The organism is Geomonas sp. Red32 (assembly GCF_023652955.1).
Lineage (GTDB): Bacteria > Desulfobacterota > Desulfuromonadia > Geobacterales > Geobacteraceae > Geomonas.
In genome coordinates, this window is sequence record NZ_JAKLOY010000005.1 from 299,550 (window position 1) to 318,490 (window position 18,941).

The window sequence follows — 18,941 nt, forward strand, 5'->3', positions numbered from 1 at the left end:
TTATTCCTCCCTTACCGCACGAGCGGTATTTCAACTAGCATGACGGTCCCCTCTCCCGGCGAGCTCGCCACCCGGATCTCCCCTCCCAGGGTGTCCAGGGCGTCCCGCACGATGGAGAGCCCGAGTCCCAGGCCGCGCCTGGTCTCGACATTGCTGCTACGGTAAAAGGCCTCGAAGATATGCGGCTGCTCCTCCTCGGGGATGCCGATGCCGTCGTCGGCCACCTCCAAAAGGAGCCTATCCCCCTCCCGGGAGAGCTTGAGCTCCACCTTTCCCCCGGCGGGGGTGTAACGGAAGGCGTTGGTCAGCAGGTTCTGCACGATTCTGCGGAAAAGCACCTCGTCGAGGGGGAGCTCCCCGATCCCGTCGCCGACGCTCATGGCGAACCGGTGCCCTCCCCCCCAGACGGTCTCCACCTCCTGGGCGATGGCCCGGCAGCTCTCGGCGACCTCCAGCGCGAGCGGGGCTTTCGCCTCTCCCCGCACCCGTCCCGAGATTTCGTAGGAGGTGACCGAGTCGACCAGGAGGGCGATCTGGCGGGCGGCGTTGCGGATGCGGGCATTCTGCTCCCCCCGCTTCTCGGGCGTCAGCCGGTCCCAGTAGTGGTCGAGGACGTCGACGCTTCCGGTCAACAGCCCCAGCGGGGTCCGGAACTCGTGGGCCACCGTGTTGACCAGGCGCTTCATCGCCACGTTGGCCTCCTGGGCCTGTTCCAGCGCTTGGACCAGCTCGTTCTCCAGCTCCTTGCGGAAGGTGATGTCCCGGATGGTGCAGAGGACGCCGACCACTTCGCCGCGGGTGTTGACCAGCGGCGAGGGGAGCAGGGAAGCCCACCCATGCCGCCCGGCTTCGGGGACACGGTAGCTGAGATCGAGTCCCGCGCTTCCCTCCCCCCGTAGTGCGTTTTCCAGGGCGCTGCGGACCTGGGCCGCGTCCTCGAAGGGAAGCGAGCTCTCCGGAAGGCTCCCGAGCACGTCAGCCGCCTTCATGCCGCACAGGGTCTCCATGAACGGGTTCCAGACCCGCAGGCGGAGGTCGAGATCGTAGACCACGATCCCCTCTCCGGCGGATCTGATCACCTGCTCGCTGAACTGCATCGCCTCCCGGAGCCGCTCCTTGGCCTGCTTGCGTTCGGTGATGTCGCGCCCGACGCTCTGGGTCTCCACCAGGCTGCCGCCGGCGTCGAAGAAGCCGCGGTTGACGAACTGCATCCACCGGATCTCCCCCGCCCCGTTGGCGATCCGGTTCTCGATCACCACCACCGGGTTCTCCGGGGTCATGGTGGAGAGTCCCTTCTCGATGGCGGGAACGTCGGCTGGATAGGCGGCAGGATGCCAGCTGTGTCCGAGCAGCTCCTCGCGGGTTTTACCGAAGATCCGGCAGAAGACCTCGTTGACGAAGGTGAGCTCGCCGTTGGCGTTGAAACGGCTGATGGTCTCGGTCTGATCCTCCACCACCTTCCGGTAGCGCTCCTCGCTCTGGCGGAGCAGCTCCTCGGCCCGCTGGCGTTCGGCCACCTCGGCGGAGAGCGCCTCCAGCGCCGCGCAGAGCCCTTCGGTCCGTTCCCGGATGGTCAGGTCGATGCTGTCGTTGAGCTGCTTCAGCTCCTCCTCGATGCGGCGGTGGTCGGTGATGTCCCGCAGGTAGCTCAAGGCGCCCTCGCCCTCCCCGAGGGTGACGAGGGTGGCGTCGATGGCCACCAGCAGGCGCTCCCCGGTTCGAGTGGCGACGGTCTGCTCGAAACTCGCGAGGCTCGCTCCCTCCTTCCGGGCAAGCGTTGAGAGCCCCGCCGGCGGCTCCGGATCGAGGGCGAACTCCGGCCAGCTCCTGCCGATCGCCTCCTCGCGCCGGTAGCCGAACAGGCGGCACCAGGCCTCGTTCACCTCGCTGATGGCGTGGCCGGGAAGGGTGGTGACCATCGCGGGCAGGGGGGCGTCGAGGAAGAGAGGGGCGGCCTTCTCTTCGGCGCAGCGCCGCGCCTCCTCGCTCGCGGTCAGCGCCGCCTCAAGCTCGGCCACCCGGCGGACGAGCTCCTCCCGGGAAGGGTGCCCTCCCCCGTCCCGGCGTTTTGCCGGCGGCTGATGTTTCCGGTCGTTATCCATAGGCTCCGTTATCGGATGTCTCTTCTTACCGTTTTTCCCGCACGTATCGGCAGGCAAGGCCACTCTATATACGACGGGTCAAAATTAATTTTCAACTAAAAACGGGAACTAACACGGAGAAGGCCCGCGGCCACGCCAAGGTCCGAGTTTCAGATAGTTGTAATCATTCAAATTTTTCAGAAGTGTCCCAAATAGGGACAACTAAGCACCGGGCCAATCAGGGGCCGGAAATGTGCGAAAGAGGTCGTGAAGGAGACCCAGGAAGCGGTGGTGGAAGCGGTGGGGAGCGGGATCATCTCCCTCACGCTGCGGGGGCGGGGGAGTCGGCCCGGCTGGCGAGGACCTCGTGGATCTTGCGGTGGAGCTGATGGACGTTGAACGGCTTCTGGATGAAGAAGGTCCCCTCCTCCACGATGCCGCGCTGGGCCACCAGGTTGGCGGTGTAGCCGGACATGAAGAGAACCTTGAGCTCCGGACGGATGCCCCGGATCCGCTCCGCCATCTCCTTGCCGTTCATCCCGGGCATGACCACGTCGGAGAGGATCAGGTCGAGGTCTTCGCTCTCCTGGCAGATCCCCACCGCCTCCAGCCCCGATCCGCACGGGATCACCCGGTACCCGCACTCCTCGAGAAGCTGGGTGGTCACCACCCGCATCGTTTCCTCGTCCTCCACGAGGAGGATGGTCCCGGTCCCGGCCGCGATCTCCACGCTCCCGCGCTCCCGCTCGGCCACCTCGACGGCCAGCCTCGGGATATGGATGGTGAAGGCGGTTCCCTGCCCCGGCTCGGAGTAGACGTTGATGAAGCCGCGGTTCTGGGTGACGATGCCGTACACGGTGGAAAGCCCGAGGCCGGTCCCCTGCCCCACCGCCTTGGTGGTGAAGAACGGCTCGAAGATGTGCTCCATGACCTCGCGGTCGATGCCGGTGCCGGTGTCGCTCACGGTGAGGCGAACGTACCCCCCCGGTGCCGCGTCGGCGTGGCGCTGGGCGTACTCGTTCTCGATGTCGGCGTTGGCGGTCTCGATGATCAGGGAGCCGCCGTCCGGCATGGCGTCGCGGGCGTTGACGGCGAGGTTGATGAGGATCTGGTAGGCCTGGGAGGGGTCGAGGTTGACCTTGCAGAGATAGGGATCGAGCTTGAGCGAAACGGTGATGTCCTCCCCGATCAGGCGGGTGAGGCTCTTGGCCGACTCGGTGATCAGGAGGTTCAGGTTGACCGGCCGGGGCTCGATGATCTCGTTGCGGGAGAAGGCCAGCAGCTGCCGGGTGATCTCGCTGGAGCGCTCGGCGGCATGGCGGATGGAGGCGATGTACTGGTGCAGCGGTTCCTCGTCGGGGACCCGCGCCCCCAAAAGGTGCGCGCAGCCGAGGATGACGGTCAGCATGTTGTTGAAGTCGTGGGCCACCCCTCCCGCCAGTCTGCCGACCGACTCCATCTTCTGGGAATGGGCGAGCTGGTGCTCGAGCCTCTTTCTTTCGCTCAAGTCGGAGGCAACGAAGAGGAGGTGCCGTTCGCCGTCCAGGCTCAGGGAGAGGATGAAGTACTCGATGGTCAGGCGGGCCCCCAGCGGCCCGGCCAGGGTGACCTGCTGGTGGCGGGTCTTACCGTCGACCAGGGTCTCCTCGGCCACCCGGTCGAGCCCAGCGCCCCTCCAGGATTCCAGTTCCCGGAAGTCCTTGCCGAGCATCTCCCCGACACCCGCCCCCATGATCTCCCCCAGCGACCGGTTGGCGATCTCGCAGGCCCCGCTCTCCCCCTTGAAGAGGGCGATGGCGGTGGGGGAGTTGGCGGTGATCGCCTCCAGCATGGCCAGCGACTTCCGGTGAGCCGCCTCGGCCAGCTTGCGCCCCTCGATCTCGGCCACCAGGATCAGCTGTTCGTCCAAAAGGGTGCTGATGATGAATCCCATCCCGACGGCGGAGGCCAGGAGAGAGAAGAGCGCGAAGCCGTAGGGGGCGTACCAGGTGGTCCTGGTGAAGGGGTAGGAGGCGGTGCTCAGCCCCTGGACGACCATCATCACGGTCAGGATCAGATGCCCGGCGTTGTGCTTCACCCGGTACAGCGACCAGAGCAAGGCGCCCGAGAAGACGAAGACCGCGGTCCCCACCAGGTGCAGGGGGAGCACCGTCCACGGCATCTCCATCCCTGAGGTGCGGGCCGCGAAGCTCCAGAGGGCGAGGAGCAAGGGGACGGCGTAAAGGCGGCGGTCGATGGGGGCGGGATCGGTATAGGTGCGCACCCCCAGCCAGAAGGAGCAGATGAAGGCGATGTAGAAGAGGTCGCCGGGGATGGTGAAGAGGGGATGCCCCCCCATCGCCAGCAACTGGCAGCCGAGCCTCAGCCCATTCAGGCCGTAGGAGCACGATAAAAGGGCGAAGGAAGAGGAAGGTCCCTGCAGACGCTGACTTCTGGAGAGAGCGAACAGGAAGGCCGATATCATCAAGGACATCAGCCCGGTGATCCCCATGGCGGTTGGAAGCGAGAAACTGCCCACGCGAAACTGCTCCAAAATTGCTGCTGCTACGGTAAAGAGACTCCTGAGACGAGGTACCTATCGGATTTTCATTATGAAACTTGAGGTTAGGTCATTTCCGCTTGGCGGCGCCGTTTTCCCGCTCCTCCGCCTCTAGCTCGCGGTGGAACCGCCGGGAGATCTCGGCAAGGTCGACCGCGGGCTCGGGAAAGCTCATCTTGAGCGATTCCAGGGTGCGGACCACGATCTGCGAGACCGCGAGGTTCCTGAACCACTTGTGGTCGGCCGGGATCACGAACCAGGGAGCGTGCGGGGTGCTGCAAAGGGAGAGGGCATCCTCGTAGGCGTCCTGGTACTCCTCCCAGTGCTCCCGTTCCCGGTAATCCGCCTCGCTGATCTTCCAGTGCCTGGCGGGATCCTCGAGCCGCTGCCGGAAACGGCGCAGCTGCTCCTCCTTGCCGATGTGGAGGTAGAACTTGAGGATGCGGGTGCCGTTCTCCGCCAGCAGCTGTTCGAAGTCGTTGATCTGCCGGTAGCGTTCCTGCCAGATTTTCTTCGGCACCAGCTGGTGTACGCGGGCGGCCAGCACGTCCTCATACTGCGAGCGGTTGAAGACCACCACCTCCCCGGCCTTCGGGACCTCCTGGTGAATCCTCCAGAGGAAGTCGTGGGCGAGCTCCTTCGGCGTGGGGGCCTTGAAGCTGCAGACCCGGGACCCCTGCGGGTTCATGTTGCCGAGCACGTGGTTGATGGTGCCGTCCTTGCCGCCGGCGTCCAGGGCCTGGAGGATGATCAGCAGCGAGTGGCGCCCCTCCGCATAGAGGAGGTACTGCAGCTCGCGAAGGCGGCTCGTGTAGCCGTCGATCTCGCCCTGGGCGGAGGCGTGATCCTGGTGCCGGTCCTTGAAGGAGGGGTCGATCTTGTCGAGCTTGACCTTTTTCCCCGGCTCCACCATGAAACGCTTCAGGTAGTCCATAGCCCCCTCCGTTCCTGCGGATCTTTGGCAACTAGCGGATATCATACACGGATCTGCTGATATCGTCTACACTACTCTCATCCGCCGATCCAGGGATGGCAGAGGGCCGGCGGAAGCAGACAGACGCCCCTGGATGACTGGCATAACGGGAAGCCCTCCTATCTCAGGAGGGGTAACTAACTGAATGGGCGGGGATGTTGACTTGGACGGATTGCGAAACGCCAAATGTTAGCTATAGTGTAATCATCCATAAGCTACAGAGCCCCTGCAATACGGCCTGGCTTTCCTTCCCGGGAAGCCGGGCTTTTTTTGTTTATGGCCCGCGTCCGGCGACCGGCAGCGGCGTCCCCCGCACCAAAAGCCGCAGGGCCCGTTTCACCATGGCCTCCTCGGTGGCCGCCAGGTTGTTGCGCGCCAGCCGGTAGCCGGGGTCGAGCGAGAGCGCGGTCGCCAGCTCGCGCCGCGCCTCGGTGAGACGGCCGGCGAGGAGATAGGCGTAGCCGAGGTTGTTGTGGGGGCGCGCCTTGGCCGGGGACTTGTGGACGGCGTCCTCCCAGAGGGCAACCTGGCTCCGGAAGTCGCGGTTCCGGGAGACGGTGGCCACGAAGAGGGGAGCGAGGAGGAGGGAGGCCAGCAGCGCGAAAGCGAGGCCGGAGCGCCGCCGCGGCCAGAGTAGGGCGCCCCCGGTCCCGAGGGAGATGGCGGCCCCGGCCAGCGGGAGGTAGGCCTGGCGGTCGTTCACCAGGTCGAGCCGGGGAACCAGCGAGTTGGTGGGGAGTAGCAGCAGGAAGAACCAGAGGATTCCGAAGGAAAGCCACGGGAGCCGCCGGAACGCCAGCGCCGCACCGCCCGCCGCCGCCAGCAGGAGCCCCCCCTTGAGGAGCAGCCAGCCGTCCGGGTGGAGCACCGGGCGAAGGTCGGGATCGATGTTCATCCCGTCGAGCAGAAAGAGCCGGGAGAGGAGATAGCAGACGGCATCGGCCTGGCTCGCCAGGTTCAGGGGCCAGGAGCGGATGTCGAAGCTGTACTCGAGGAGGGCGCCGTAGCGGGGATGGGCCAGGAGGGCGACGGCGGCGGCCGCCAGCAGGAGCCAGCTCCGCCATTCCCGGGCAAGGAGCGTCCGCCACGGCGTTTCCGTCTCCATGGCGCGGTCCCACAGGAAGAGGGCGGCCGGCAGCACGATGGCGGTCTCCTTGCAGAGAAGCGCGGCGAGGAAACCAAGCGGAGTAACGAGGTACCAGCGGGAGCCGCCGCCTGTGGGAAACCAGGTTCCACCCTTTGTCAAAGGTTCATCGGGAAATACCGGGGATAGCAGGTCCCCCCCTTTGGAAAAGGGGGGACAGGGGGGATTTGTGACGTTGACAGCAGGGGAAATCCCCCTAAATCCCCCTTTTCCAAAGGGGGACTTTGAGCTTTCCCGAAATTTCCCGCTACCATTTTGGCGGGCGGCCTCGTGGATGAGGAGCGTCAGGAGGACGAAGAAGGCGGCCAGCGACGAGGAGCGCCCGGAGAGGTAGGTGACCGCCTCGGTCTGCAGCGGGTGGAGGGCGAAGATCCCGGCGGCCAAGGCAGCGGCCCGGCAGGCGGAAAGCCGGTGGGGAAGCGCCAGGGCGGGCTCCGGTCCGGGAAGCCGGTGGTGAAGGGCCAGGGCGCGGGCCAGCCAGTAGACGAGCGCCACGTTTCCCAGGTGGATCAGGAGGTTCGCCAGGTGAAACCCGAAGCCCCCCAGGCCGCTCAGGTTGTTGGCGAGGTAGCTCAGGGTCAGAAGCGGGCGGATGCCATGGGAGAGGCCGGAGAGCCAGGCAACCGGGGAGAGTGCCTTGGCGCTTCCCAGGATGACGTCGAAGTCGTCGTACTGGAAGGTGCCGGAGAAGGAATTGAGGTAGGCGGCGGCGGTGGCCGCCAGCACCAGGAAGAGCCCCGGCTCGCCCACCACGAGCCGGGACCGGTGGCCATTGCCGGGCTCCATCAGAACCCGAAGATGGAGCGGAGCTTCTTGACCGGGTTCTTGATGGTCTCCATGGCGCCCCCCGAGCCGCTTTCGCTGGCGGAGGGGATCTTCCGCGAACTGGTGTCGGTCCCGATCCGGCGGGAGGAGCGTTCCATGGCGATGCAATCCCCGTCGCCAATCCGCCTCCCGGTCACCTTCGTGTAGTTCTCACCCATCTCCCCCTTGGTGAACGAGCCCCCCTCGAAGGAGTCGCCGCGGTACTCCACCCCGCCGGAGATCGCCCCGTACAGGGTCTTGCCGTTCCAGGTCACCGTGTTGCCGCTTCTCCGGGAGGCGGCCCTGGGGAGGTTGTTGTCGAGCACCGGCTCGCTTACCGGGGAGAGACAGCTTTTCACCGTCGACTTGGCGGGGGTGTTGTAGATCTCGGCGTTACCGCCGTAGAGCTGACGCGAGGTGGTCTCGGTGGTCACCTCCCAAAGCCCCGCCTTGATGGCCAGCGGCGGGAACGATTCGTCGCACGCGTTTTTGCCATTCTCCCCGATGCCCCGCTCGCAGCCCCCCGCTTTCTCCTTGGGGATCCTCACCTGCTTGGAGATCCTCACGAACTCCTTCCGGTTGGCCTCGTTCTGCATCTCATGTTCTTTGATCGTCTGCTTGGCCTGGTTTGCCCGCGCCTCGATGTCGCGCATGTCCTGACCGTTGACGGTCATGCTCGCCGCCTCGCCGGTGCAGGCCCCCACCCGTTTTCCCTTCATCTTGGTCCGGGCCGTGAGATCGCCATCCTTGGAGGAGATGGAGACCGTCATCGTCCCGGAGCTCGCCGTCGAGCTGTAGGTGATCTCCCCTCTCCCCGTGGAGGTGGCCCCGTCCTGGTTGCAGGTGAACTCCCAGCTGACCTTCCCCCCCTTGCGCTTGACGTTGGTGAAGGTGCAGTTTTGCCCCTGGGGAGGCTTGGGGACCAGATCCGACTGGGTCACGCACTGCCTGGTAGTGACCACCGTGGGGGGGACGGCCATCGGTAGCCCCTCCATGGTGGTTTCCATGGTGGTCTCCCACATCCCCTCCTGGAACGGGGTCGCGCCGCTGCAGAGGGGGGCGACCCCGAGAAGGATACAACCTGCCAAACCTAACACCGGACGACGTCTCATGGGTCACCTCGCTTTGATGGTAAACGATCAGATTTCGATCCTGAACTCCGCGCCGCGGTCACGGTTGCTGACCGAGAGGATGCCGTGCATGCTCTTCTCCACGATGTTCTTGGCCATGTAGAGGCCGATCCCGGTCCCCTGGATCCCCTTGGTGGAGAAGTACGGCTCGAAGATGCGGTTGATGATATCGTCCGGGACCCCGCCTGCGTTGTCGGCGACGGTGATGACGCAGCGCTCCCCCTCCAGGAAGGTGCGGACGGTCACCCTCCCCTCGTCGATCTCCTGCTGTTCGATCTGGTCGCGGGCGTTCAGGAGGATGATCACCAGCACCTGGGCGAACTCGTTGGGGTACCCTACGATGGTCCGCCGGGCGGAGAGCTCCAGGTCGACCCGGATCGCCTGCTGGACGAAGCTCTCCTTGACCAGCAGGTGCGCCTTGCTGACGGCGGCGTCCAGGTCGAACTCCACCAGCTCCTTGTCGGGCTTGAAGAAGTTCCTGAAGTCGTCGATGGTCTGCGACATGTGCTGGATGTGGATCATCGCCTGCGCCACGGTTTTGTCCAAAAGCTCGCCGCTGAACTCCCCGACCTCGTAGTAGAGCGGGAGCCCCTGGATCAACAGCCCCAGGGTGTTGAGCGGCTGGCGCCACTGGTGGGCGATGTTGCTGATCATCTCCCCCATGGCGGCCAGCCGGCTCTGCTGGAGCATGACCCGGTCCTTCTCCCTGAGCTCCTCCATCGCCTTGAGCTTCTCCTCGGTCTCGGCGATAAGCCTCCCCTCAGCCTGCTGGCGCTTCTCCTCGCGCTCGAGGTTCTCCAGGGCGAAGGTGATGTCGGCCTGCATCTGGAGCAACAGCTCCACCATGTCCTGGTCGAAGTAGTCGATCCCGGCGGCGTAGAAGGTGAGCGCCCCGAGCGACTGGCCGTGCAGGTTGATCGAGATGGAGGCCACCGAGGTGAAGCCCCACCGCTCCGCCAGCGGCCTCCAGGGGGCCATGTCGGGGTCGCTCATGAAGTCGCTGCAGATGTAGTAACTCCCGCTGCGGATGCACTTTCCCGCCGGTCCCATCCCCTCCGGGACCGGCAGCGCCGAGACCCGGACCTGCGCGAGGTAGTCGGTGTAGGGGCCGAAGGAGGCGACCGGCCGGATCCAGCCGCTCTCCTCGTCGGCAAGGCCGACCCAGGCGAGGAGGAAACCGCCGTACTCAACCGCCAGCCGGCAGAGGGCCGCATAGAGCTCCTCCCGGGAGGGAAGCCGCGAGATGACCTTGCCGGTCTCGCTCAAAAGGAGGTAGAGCTGGTTGATCCGGCGAAGCCGCTCCTCGGCCTGGATGAGCTCGGTGATGTCGTGGACCGAGGTGCGGTTGGTGACGTACTTGCCGTTTTCGTCGAGGACGGCGATGGAGTTGATCAGCACCGGGAGCACGGTCCCGTCCTTCTTGCGCAGCTCGAGCCGCAGGTCGGTGACTGCCCCCCCCTCGCTGACGAAGCGGCCGAAGGCCCGCTCGAAATCGGGGAGCGAGGCGAGGGTGACGAGCTCGCACATCTTCATCCTGCCGATCACCTCGTCGCGCCGGTACCCCAGCCACTTGAGCTCGGTGTCGTTGATCCGGACGATGAGGGAATCGCGGTCGAGCGAATGGTAGCCGCAGGGGGCGAGGTTATAGAGATCCTCCACCTCGCGGGCGGTGCGCTCCAGCGCCTCCTCGGCCCGCTCCCGCTCGTCGATCTCGGCCAAAAGGGCGTTGACGGTCTCGGCAAGCTCCGAGGTCCGCTCCCGGACCCGGTGATCCAGCTCGTCGTGGGAGCGGCGGAGCTCCGTCTCCATCCTCTTGCGGTCGGTGATGTCGGTGCCGATCCCGATGACGGCGAAGGGAAGCCCGTTCTCGTCCAGCATCGGCGAGTTGGTGGTCAGCATCGGGACCACCCTGCCGTCCCGGGCCCGGACCGCCATCTCCACCGTGCATGGCTTCCCTGCCGAAAGGGCCAGCGTCACCTCTTCCTCCACGCCCGGATCGGCCACCGGGGGGAGCACGGTGGCAAGCTCGCCTCCGAGCGCCTCCTCGCGGCGCCAGCCGAAGAGCGCCTCGGCGGCCTTGTTCCAGTAGATCAGGGTCTGGCTCATGTCGGTAGCGATCACCGCCTGCCCCACCGAGTCGAGGAGGCTCGCCTGGAAGAGGAGATGCTTCTCCGCCTCCTTCCGTCCGGTGATGTCGCGGACGATGCTGACGAGCATCCTGGTATCGCCGATGGTGGCCCCCCGGGAGCTGACCTCCACCGGGAAGAGGCTCCCGTCCCGGCGGCGGTGGACGGTCTCGAAGAGAATCCCCTGCCGGTCCGCCTCGTCCATCTGGGAAGCGGTCTCCGAATCGGCCCCCGGCACCCGCAGGTCCATGAGCGACCTTTCCAGGAGCTCCTCGCGGCTCCAGCCGTAGGCCAGGGTGGCGGCGGCGTTGGCTTCCAGGATCCGGCCGTCGCCGCGGCGGATGAAGAGGATGATGTCCCGGCTGTTGGCGGCCAAAAGCTCGTAGCGTCTGAGGACCTCCTCGGAGTGCTTGCGGCCGGTGACGTCCTGGATGATCCCGGCCAGCCGCTCGCGGTCTCCCTCCCGGCAGGTGCGCCCGGCCGCCCAGATCCAGCGGAGCTCCCCGTCGCGGCGCCGGATCCGGCACTCGAAACTGAAGCTCTCCCGGCCGGCCAGCTCCGTGCGCAGGGTCCGCTCCACCGCCTCCCGCTCCTCCTCGACGACATGGGCGAGGAACATGGCGAAGTCCCAGCGGGGGAGGAGCTCGGGATAGCCGAAGATCCGGTCGTGCTCGGGGGAGCGGGCGACGGAGAGATCGCCCAGGTCGAGCTCCCAGGCCCCGATGCTGCTCGCCTCCAGGGCGAAGCGGAGCCTGCTCTCGCTCTCGTGCCGCTTGCGCTCGGCATCCTTGATCTCGCTGATGTCGTCGAAGACCACCACCGCGCTGGCCACCCCGCCGGCCGCATCCATCAGGGGGGCGGAACTGACCAGCACCGGGATCCGGCTCCCGTCGCCCCTCTCCAGGAGCATCTCCCGGTTGCGGACGAAGGTACCGTTGGCGAAGGTCTGGGAGCTCGGGAGCTCGTCGCCGGAAAGGGGGGTGCCGTCCGGCCTCAGGGCCCGGGCAAGCTCGCTCTCCGGCTGGGGTCCGGGGAACGGGCAGCCGTAGAGGTCGCAGGCCCGCCGGTTGAGGTAGGAGAAGTGGCGGTCGGAGGCATTCACCAAGGCTACCGCGCTCGGGATGGTCTCCAGGATGGCCACCAGCCGCCGCCGCTCGTTTTCCGCCTGGTCCTTGGCCTCCCGCAGGGCCTCCTCGGCCGCCTTCCTGGCGGTGATGTCCCGGACCGCGGTGTGGCGCTGGTGACCGCCCGAGATGGTGCAGCCATGGGCCTCGACGGTGATGCGGGTGCCGTCCTGGCGGATCAGGTCGTGCTCGAAGATGCACTCGCGGGAAGCCCGCACGATGGTCTCCACCCGCTCCCGGTCCTCCGGGGCGATGAAGGGAGCCATCTCGTTTCCCTTGAGCTCCTCAGGCGGGTAACCGAGCATCCCGGCGAACTGGTCGTTGCAGTCGACGATGATCCCCCCCCGGGTCTCGACGATCCCCTCGAAGGTGGCTTCCGCGAAGGTGGCGAGACGGGAACGGCTCTCGTAGAGTGCGGCTTCGCGCTCCAGGCGGGAGACCCGCTCCTTGGTCCGGCGGTAGGCGGTCACGAGGAGGCCGGTGGCGGCCCCGATGATGCAGAAGACCACGAGCCCCACCCGGTCGATGGGGGCGCCGACCCCGAACCCTTCGGGGGGAAGGAGGTAGTAGGCGACGAAGAGGGCAGAGAGGAAGGTGGCGAGGCCGGCGGAGGTGAAGCCCCCGACCATGGCGGTGATGAGCACCACCGGGTAGAAGAGGCTGTAGGGGGAAAGGCCGGGGCCGAACCAGTGCTCCAGAAGGTCGCGCACGACGATGCCGGCGACGACCGCCAGGCATGCGACCGTCAGGTGCCACCAGCGGCGGACCGCGGGGCTGCTTCCCTTGTCCATGCAGAAACCCCTGAATTACAGTAAACGGTGAGCGGACTGGATGGAGGAAATTCCTCCCCTGTCACAGCACGCTTTTAGCACACTTTCATGCAAGCTGCAAAAGTATAGCATGAGTCTCAGAGCTTTCATCTCCTACAGATTACGCACCCTTACATACTCTCAAACCGGACCGTTAATGCTCACCCATGAGGATCTGAGCCATACCGCGCCGTTGACCTAGCCGGGATAAAGCAGTAACCGAGGCCGGGGGCAAAAAACTTTGCTTGACCCGTCTACCGCTTCACACTTTACCCTTGAAATCGTCACGGCCATGACAGATATTCCACACGAAAAAAAAGGAGAACGAGATGAAGAACAAGGTAACCGTAGAGGAGTGGGTAGCCCGTTTCGAGGCGGCCGGGCTGGACGGCGAGGGAAGGGAGAAATGGCACCGGCTGTTCGAGCGGGAGAATCCGGAAGGTCACCAGAGCTTTCTCGAGTGGCTCGGCCTCCCCCCCGGCGAGATCGCGGCCATCCGCTCCCGCTTCGCCTGACCCTTGCGTTACATCCCCTCTCCCCCGCTGGGGGGGGAGGGGTTAGAGGAGCCGACCATGTACCGCATCACCGAGCTCGCCCGCCACTTCGGCCTTTCCCGCAGCACCCTTTTGTACTACGACCGGATCGGCCTTCTCTCTCCCTCGGGGCGGAGCGGCGCCAACTACCGCCGCTACTCCGAGGCCGAGCGCGAAAAGCTCGCCACCATCTGTTCCCTTAGGCAGGCCGGGGTGGACATCGAGGGGATCCGCGCCATCCTCGCCACCGCCGGGGACGACACCACGGCCGTGCTGAAGCGGCGGCTCGAGGAGATCGGCCGGGAGATCGCCGCCCTTTCCGCCAAGCAGCACCTGCTGGCGGGGATGCTGAAGCTGTACGGCGAGGGGGGGCCCAGCGGAAGCGTCGACAAGGAGATGTTCGTCTCCCTTTTACGCGCGGCAGGTATGGACGACCAGGCGATGAAGACGCTGCACGTGGAATTCGAGCGGCGGGAACCGGCCGCCCACCACGCCTTTCTCCGTTCGCTGGGGATCCCGGAGGAGGAGGCCCTCAGGATCCGGGCCTGGTCGCAGGAGGCGGGTGGGGAATGACGGCCTTGCCGCCCGATTTCCTCTCTTTTTCCATATTCCGTGCATGATTGCCCGCTATACCTCTAAGCATCGCAAAGCCGCGGGAAGGGGTGCGCATGGGAAAACCGATGTCACGACAAACGGGATACGAGCTGGCGGGGTCGCTCACCATGCTGGTGGGGATGGGGGCTTCCCTCTACATCTACTTCACCTCGCAGGATTTCGCCGATTCGCTGAACGATCAGCTCCTCGCCCAGTCGAAGCCGTACGACCGGGCGCTGGAAGTCATGGGGGGGAAAGCCAACCTGATGGCGGAGCTTTTCAAGCGGTGGTTCTTCGACCTGTGGCAGGGGACCCACCTGGCCTACACGGTGGCGGCCATCACCGTGCTCGTTTCCTTCTGCCTCTTCGTGGCCGCCCACTACCTGGACAGCGATCCCGAATGAAGCGGTTAAAGGCGGTGGATGGGCGAGGGATGTTGTGCTATAGTCCCCGGGCTCTGAAATCAAGTCGCGGGAGGCGCTGGTGAGAAACGTCGTAACGGTGGCAGTCGCTCTTTATCTTCTTCTTTGTGCCGCGGTGGCGGGAGCCGCCACCAGCCTGGTCCGGATGGGCGACCGCACCCCGGTCCCGCTTGACCGGGTGGTGGAGGAGATCGCCCCCGCCGACGCCGTCTTCCTCGGCGACACCCACGACGACCGCTCGCTGCACGCAAAGCAGCTGGAGATAATCAAGGCGCTCTACGCCAAGAACCCGCGGCTCGCCATCGGGCTGGAGATGTTCACCATCGACAGCCAGTCCGCCCTCGACGGCTGGACAAGCGGCAAGCTCTCCGAGAGCGAGTTCCTCCCCATCTACGCCAAGAACTGGAGCTACCCGTGGGAGCTCTACCGGGATATCTTCCTCTTCGCCCGCGACAACAAGATCCCCATCATCGCCCTCAACGTCCCCAAGGCGGCGATCGGCAAGGTGGTCCGGGCGGGGGCCGGCGCCCTGACCGGCAGCGACCTGGCCGGGCTCCCTCCCGGCCCCTGGAGCCTCAGTCCCCGCCAGGCGGAGTACCTGAGGCTGATCCGCCAGCAGGCCTTCGCGAACCTTCCCCCCCGCTTCCCGTCCGCCAACTTCGACCAGGCACAGGCGCTGCGCAACCACACCATGGCCTCGTTCGTCATGCGGTACCTGGAAAGAACCCCGGGGAGCCAGGTGGTGGTCATCGCCGGGACCTGGCATTCCATCAGAAACGGGGTCCCCGACAGCATGAAGCGGTACGGCAAGGTCGACGCCCGGGTCATCTTGCAGGACCTGGTGGAGTTCACCTGGCTGAAGCCGACCGCCGAGGACGCCGACTTCCTGATCCTGCGCGACCGCTAGCCGCGGCCGCGCTGCTCCACCCGTTCCTACCCGATTAGCGCCGACACCGCGTCGTTGAGCTGTTTGATGTCGAACGGCTTGGCGATGAAGTTCACCCCCGCCATCTCGCCCCGGTGCTCCCGCTCCAGGAAGCTCCTCGTGTAGCCGGACATGAAAAGCACCGGGCACTCCGGCCACACCCTCCTGATGCGGGCGACCATCTCCTCGCCGTTCATGCCCGGCATCACCACGTCGGTCAGCACCAGGTCGACCCGGGTCCCCCGCTCGCAGAGGGCGATCGCCTGCTGGGGCGAGGCCGCCTGCAGCACCGTGTATCCCATCTCCTCCAGCATCCCGGTGGTGGTTATCAGGAGCATCTCCTCGTCCTCGACCAGCAGGATGGTGCCGCTGCCGTGCGCCTGGCCGGCGGCCGAGGCATCCTCTCCCCCGCTCTCCCCCTTCAGACGCGGAAGGTACACGGTAAAGACCGTTCCGGCGCCCGGCGTGCTCTCGCACTGGATAACGCCGTCGTTTTGGGCGACGATCCCGTACACGGTGGAGAGCCCGAGCCCGGTCCCCTTGCCGATCTCCTTGGTGGTGAAGAACGGCTCGAAGATACGGTCGCGGGTCTCGCTGTCCATCCCCACCCCGGTGTCCGCTACCGTCAGCCGGACGTAATCGCCGGGACCGGGCGCGCCCCCCTCCTGGCGGTCGCCCATGATGGTGACGTTGGCGGTCTCTATGGCCAGCGTCCCTCCCTGCGGCATGGCGTCGCGGGCGTTCACCGACAGGTTCATGAGGATCTGGTCGATCTGGACCGGGTCGATCAGCACGTTCCAAAGCCCTTCCCCCGCCTGCAAGACGAAGCGGATATCCTCCCCGATCAACCGGCCGAGGTTCTTCCTGTGTTCCACGATCAGGGCGTTGAGATTGACCGGCTTGGGAGCGATCGGCTGCTTGCGCGAGAAGGCCAGGAGCTGGCGGGTGACCTGGCTTGAGCGCTCGGCCGCCTTCACGATCTGGTCGAAGGCCCCCCAGAGGGGATCCTCCGGGGAAAGCCGCAGCTTGGAGAGCTCGGCCCTGCCGAGGATGACGCAGAGCATGTTGTTGAAGTCGTGGGCCACGCCACCGGCCAGACGGCCGATCGATTCCATCTTCAGCGACTGCTGCAGCTGCTCTTCGAGGGACTTGCGGTGGGTCACGTCGGTAACCGTCGCCAGCACGCAGCGGTCGTTCCCCAGCTGGACCCTCCGCATCCGGACCTCCACCCAGAACAGCCGGCCATCGGCCGCCCGGGCGTGCCAGGGGAACTCCGGCTGCTCCCCGAGGGCGGCCCGCTTGATGAAGGCTATGGCCTCGTCCTCCGAGTAGGGAGAGGTTCCGGCGCTGAGGGCGCCGGCGGTCAGGGTGAGGACCTCGTCGTGGGAGTAGCCGTACATCTCGCACATGGTCCGGTTCACGTCGACGATGGCTCCGCTGTCGGCCCCGTGAATGATGATGGCGTCGCTCGACGCGTCGAACATGGTCCGGAAACGGCTCTCGCTCTCCCTGAGCACCGCCGCCTGGTCCGTGAGGAGCTCTTCGGCCCGCTGGCGCTCGGCCAGCTCGTCCTCGAGCTGCCGGGCGGTCAGGTGGAGCTCCTCGCCGTAGTGGACGATCTCCGCCGTCTTGCGGCGTACCTGGCGGCGCAAAAGGGCGGCGAAGGCCACCGACAGGGCCAGCAGGGCCGCCACCGCGACGAAAGCCTCCCTGAGCCACCCCGGCATCACCCGGATGGTGGAGGCGCTGCCATGCGACCACCGCTCCAGCGCTTGGTGGTACGGCGACCCCTCGGTCCTTCGCCAGGAGTCGAGGTAGTGGTCAAGGGTGGCCAGCACCTCCCGGTTGCGCCCCTTGGCGACCGCGAAATAGATGTCGAACGGGTTGAAGATCACCCCCGAGGAGTGCAGCCCGTAATCGTGCTGCTTGGCCGACCCGAAGGTGTTGTTGGCCACCCCTCCGTCGACCTCTCCGGCGGCCACCGCCTTGAAGAGGTCCTCGAAGTCGCCGTACTCCACCAGCCGGCAGGGAATCTCGAACTTGTCGACCATGTTCTTGAAGCTGGCTCCGTTGAAGTCCCCCTTTTCCACCCCGATCCGCTTGTTCCTCACGTCCCGGATGTTTTCGATGGAGGAGCCGGCCGGCACGTAGAGCTCCGCCCAGACGGTCAACACCGGCGTCTTGCCGTAGTCGAGGAACTTGGCGCGCTCGGCGGTATAGGCCACGTTGGTTACCACGTCGACCTCCCCGCTCTGGACCCGGGCGAGGCCGTCCGCCCAATTACCGTAGACGTAGGTGACCGTCCACCCCTCGCGGCGGGCGATCTCGTTCAGGAGGTCGACGTAGGCACCCTTGACGGTCTGGTCGGGGGCCTGAAACAGGGTGGGATAGAAGTTGAAGGCCGCCACCCGCACCTCACGGGGAGCGGCATGGGCGGCAGAGACGGAGAGCACCGTCGCGATGGCGAGTATCAGCAGTAGAACTTTTCTCATGGTACCGTCTCCTGCGGCGGAGTGGACTGGTGAGGTCAGGGATCGTTCGGTGCCACTCCGGCAGGGGGAGGAGCATACATCATGCCATCGGCATTTGTCGCTAAAAATTAAGGATAAAAGGAGGTTAGGAGAAAATAAGGAGCGAGGGCGGGGAGAGGGGAAGCTGCCGCCGCCGCGGGGCGCCAACGGCGGGGAGAGCGGGTAACAGGGCGGAGAAACAACGGATTAATGGTGACCAGAGGAGTCAAGGACCTTGACCACCACCGCCCCCTTCACCCCGGCACGCAGGGCCGCCAGCGCCTCGTTGGCCTCTTCGAGGGGAAATACCGTCACCTCGGTCCGGACCGGGACCTGGGGTGCCAGGGCGAGGAAACCGGTGGCATCCCGGCGGGTGAGGTTGGCAACCGAACGGAGGACCCGTTCACCCCAGATGATGTGGTAAGGAAAAGAAGGGATATCGCTCATGTGAATCCCTCCGAGCACCACCACGCCCCCCTTCGCCACCGCCTCCAAGGCCAGGGGGACCAGCTCCCCTGCCGGGGCGAAGATGATGGCGGCATCGAGCCCGCCGGGGGGAATCTCCCCGGTCCCACCGGCCCAGGAAGCTCCCATCTCGAGGGCAAAGCGCTGCCCCTCGCGGTCGCCCGGGCGGGTGAAGGCGAAGACCTCCCGCCCCTGCCAGCGCGCCACCTGGGTGACGATATGGGCAGCGGCGCCGAAACCGTAGATCCCGAGCCGCTTGCCGGGGCCCGCCATCGCCAGCGAGCGGTAGCCGATGAGCCCCGCGCAGAGAAGGGGAGCGGCCTGGAGGTCGGGGTACCCGTCCGGAATCGGGAAGCAGAAGCGATGGTCGGCGACCGTGAAATCGGCCAGCCCTCCGTCGATGTGGTAGCCGGTGAAGCGGCCGTGGTCGCAGAGGTTTTCGCGGCCGTCCCGGCAGTAGCCGCAGCTGCCGCAGGTCGACCCGAGCCACGGGACACCGACCCGGCCGCCGGTCCGGAAGCCGGAGACACCGGCTCCCACGGCGCAGACGCTGGCGACCACCTGGTGGCCAAGCACCAGGGGGAGCTTCGGGTCGTCGAGCTCCCCGTCGAGGATGTGCAGGTCGGTCCGGCAGATCCCACAGGCGTGGACTTTCAAAAGGAGCTGGCCCGGCCCCGGCGACGGGAGATCCCTCTCCACCAGCCGAAGCGGCTGCCCCGTCTCTTCGAAGATCATGGCGCGCATCGGTCCCACCTCCTGAAA

At 66.0% G+C, this 18,941-nt stretch carries 12 protein-coding genes; 4 read left to right on the forward strand and 8 right to left on the reverse strand.

Annotated features, from left to right (window positions below; all coding sequences use genetic code 11):
- Positions 1-11: 11 nt before the first annotated feature.
- The 6 genes from L4X63_RS15165 to L4X63_RS15190 form a co-directional block, all read right to left on the reverse strand.
- Positions 12-2,102 (reverse strand): sensor histidine kinase, encoded by a 2,091-nt coding sequence (locus tag L4X63_RS15165; protein WP_250679488.1) that lies wholly within the window; start codon positions 2,100-2,102, stop codon positions 12-14.
- Positions 2,103-2,403: 301 nt separating this feature from the next.
- Positions 2,404-4,599 carry an ATP-binding protein gene (locus tag L4X63_RS23935; protein ID WP_250679489.1) on the reverse strand — a complete coding sequence of 732 codons (2,196 nt, stop codon included), beginning with the start codon at positions 4,597-4,599 and terminating at the stop codon, positions 2,404-2,406.
- 91 nt (positions 4,600-4,690) lie between these two features.
- On the reverse strand, positions 4,691-5,554 hold the full coding sequence (locus L4X63_RS15175; protein ID WP_250679490.1) for a polyphosphate kinase 2 family protein: 864 nt from the start codon (positions 5,552-5,554) through the stop codon (positions 4,691-4,693).
- A gap of 313 nt (positions 5,555-5,867) precedes the next feature.
- Positions 5,868-7,523, reverse strand: a complete 1,656-nt coding sequence (locus tag L4X63_RS15180) for a tetratricopeptide repeat protein (RefSeq protein WP_250679491.1) — start codon at positions 7,521-7,523, stop codon at positions 5,868-5,870.
- On the reverse strand, positions 7,523-8,629 hold the full coding sequence (locus L4X63_RS15185) for a DUF3617 domain-containing protein (protein ID WP_250679492.1): 1,107 nt from the start codon (positions 8,627-8,629) through the stop codon (positions 7,523-7,525). Before L4X63_RS15185 ends, L4X63_RS15180 begins: the two co-directional genes overlap by 1 nt.
- A gap of 51 nt (positions 8,630-8,680) precedes the next feature.
- Positions 8,681-12,712 carry a PAS domain S-box protein gene (locus L4X63_RS15190; RefSeq protein ID WP_250679493.1) on the reverse strand — a complete coding sequence of 1,344 codons (4,032 nt, stop codon included), beginning with the start codon at positions 12,710-12,712 and terminating at the stop codon, positions 8,681-8,683.
- Between the two features lie 347 nt (positions 12,713-13,059).
- On the opposite strand from L4X63_RS15190, the gene L4X63_RS15195 reads away from it, so the two are divergent.
- The 4 genes from L4X63_RS15195 (at position 13,060) to L4X63_RS15210 (ending at position 15,186) form a co-directional block, all read left to right on the forward strand.
- A complete protein-coding gene (locus tag L4X63_RS15195) occupies positions 13,060-13,245 on the forward strand; it encodes a MerR family transcriptional regulator (RefSeq protein ID WP_250679494.1) in 186 nt (61 codons plus the stop codon).
- A gap of 57 nt (positions 13,246-13,302) precedes the next feature.
- Entirely contained in the window at positions 13,303-13,836 is a 534-nt protein-coding gene (locus tag L4X63_RS15200; RefSeq protein WP_250679495.1) for a MerR family transcriptional regulator, read from the forward strand.
- Positions 13,837-13,943: 107 nt separating this feature from the next.
- Complete coding sequence (locus L4X63_RS15205; protein ID WP_250679496.1) at positions 13,944-14,261, forward strand: hypothetical protein; 318 nt, start codon at positions 13,944-13,946, stop codon at positions 14,259-14,261.
- Positions 14,262-14,340: 79 nt separating this feature from the next.
- The gene (locus L4X63_RS15210; RefSeq protein ID WP_250679497.1) at positions 14,341-15,186 is read left to right on the forward strand and encodes a ChaN family lipoprotein; all 846 of its coding nucleotides are present in this window, start codon (positions 14,341-14,343) and stop codon (positions 15,184-15,186) included.
- Positions 15,187-15,212: 26 nt separating this feature from the next.
- Here L4X63_RS15210 and L4X63_RS15215 read toward each other — a convergent pair whose 3' ends face one another.
- Both L4X63_RS15215 and L4X63_RS15220 read right to left on the reverse strand, forming a co-directional pair.
- Complete coding sequence (locus L4X63_RS15215; protein WP_250679498.1) at positions 15,213-17,696, reverse strand: ATP-binding protein; 2,484 nt, start codon at positions 17,694-17,696, stop codon at positions 15,213-15,215.
- Positions 17,697-17,921: 225 nt separating this feature from the next.
- Positions 17,922-18,923: a zinc-dependent alcohol dehydrogenase family protein gene (locus L4X63_RS15220; protein WP_250679499.1), complete on the reverse strand. Its 1,002-nt coding sequence runs from the start codon at positions 18,921-18,923 to the stop codon at positions 17,922-17,924.
- Positions 18,924-18,941 lie beyond the last annotated feature (18 nt).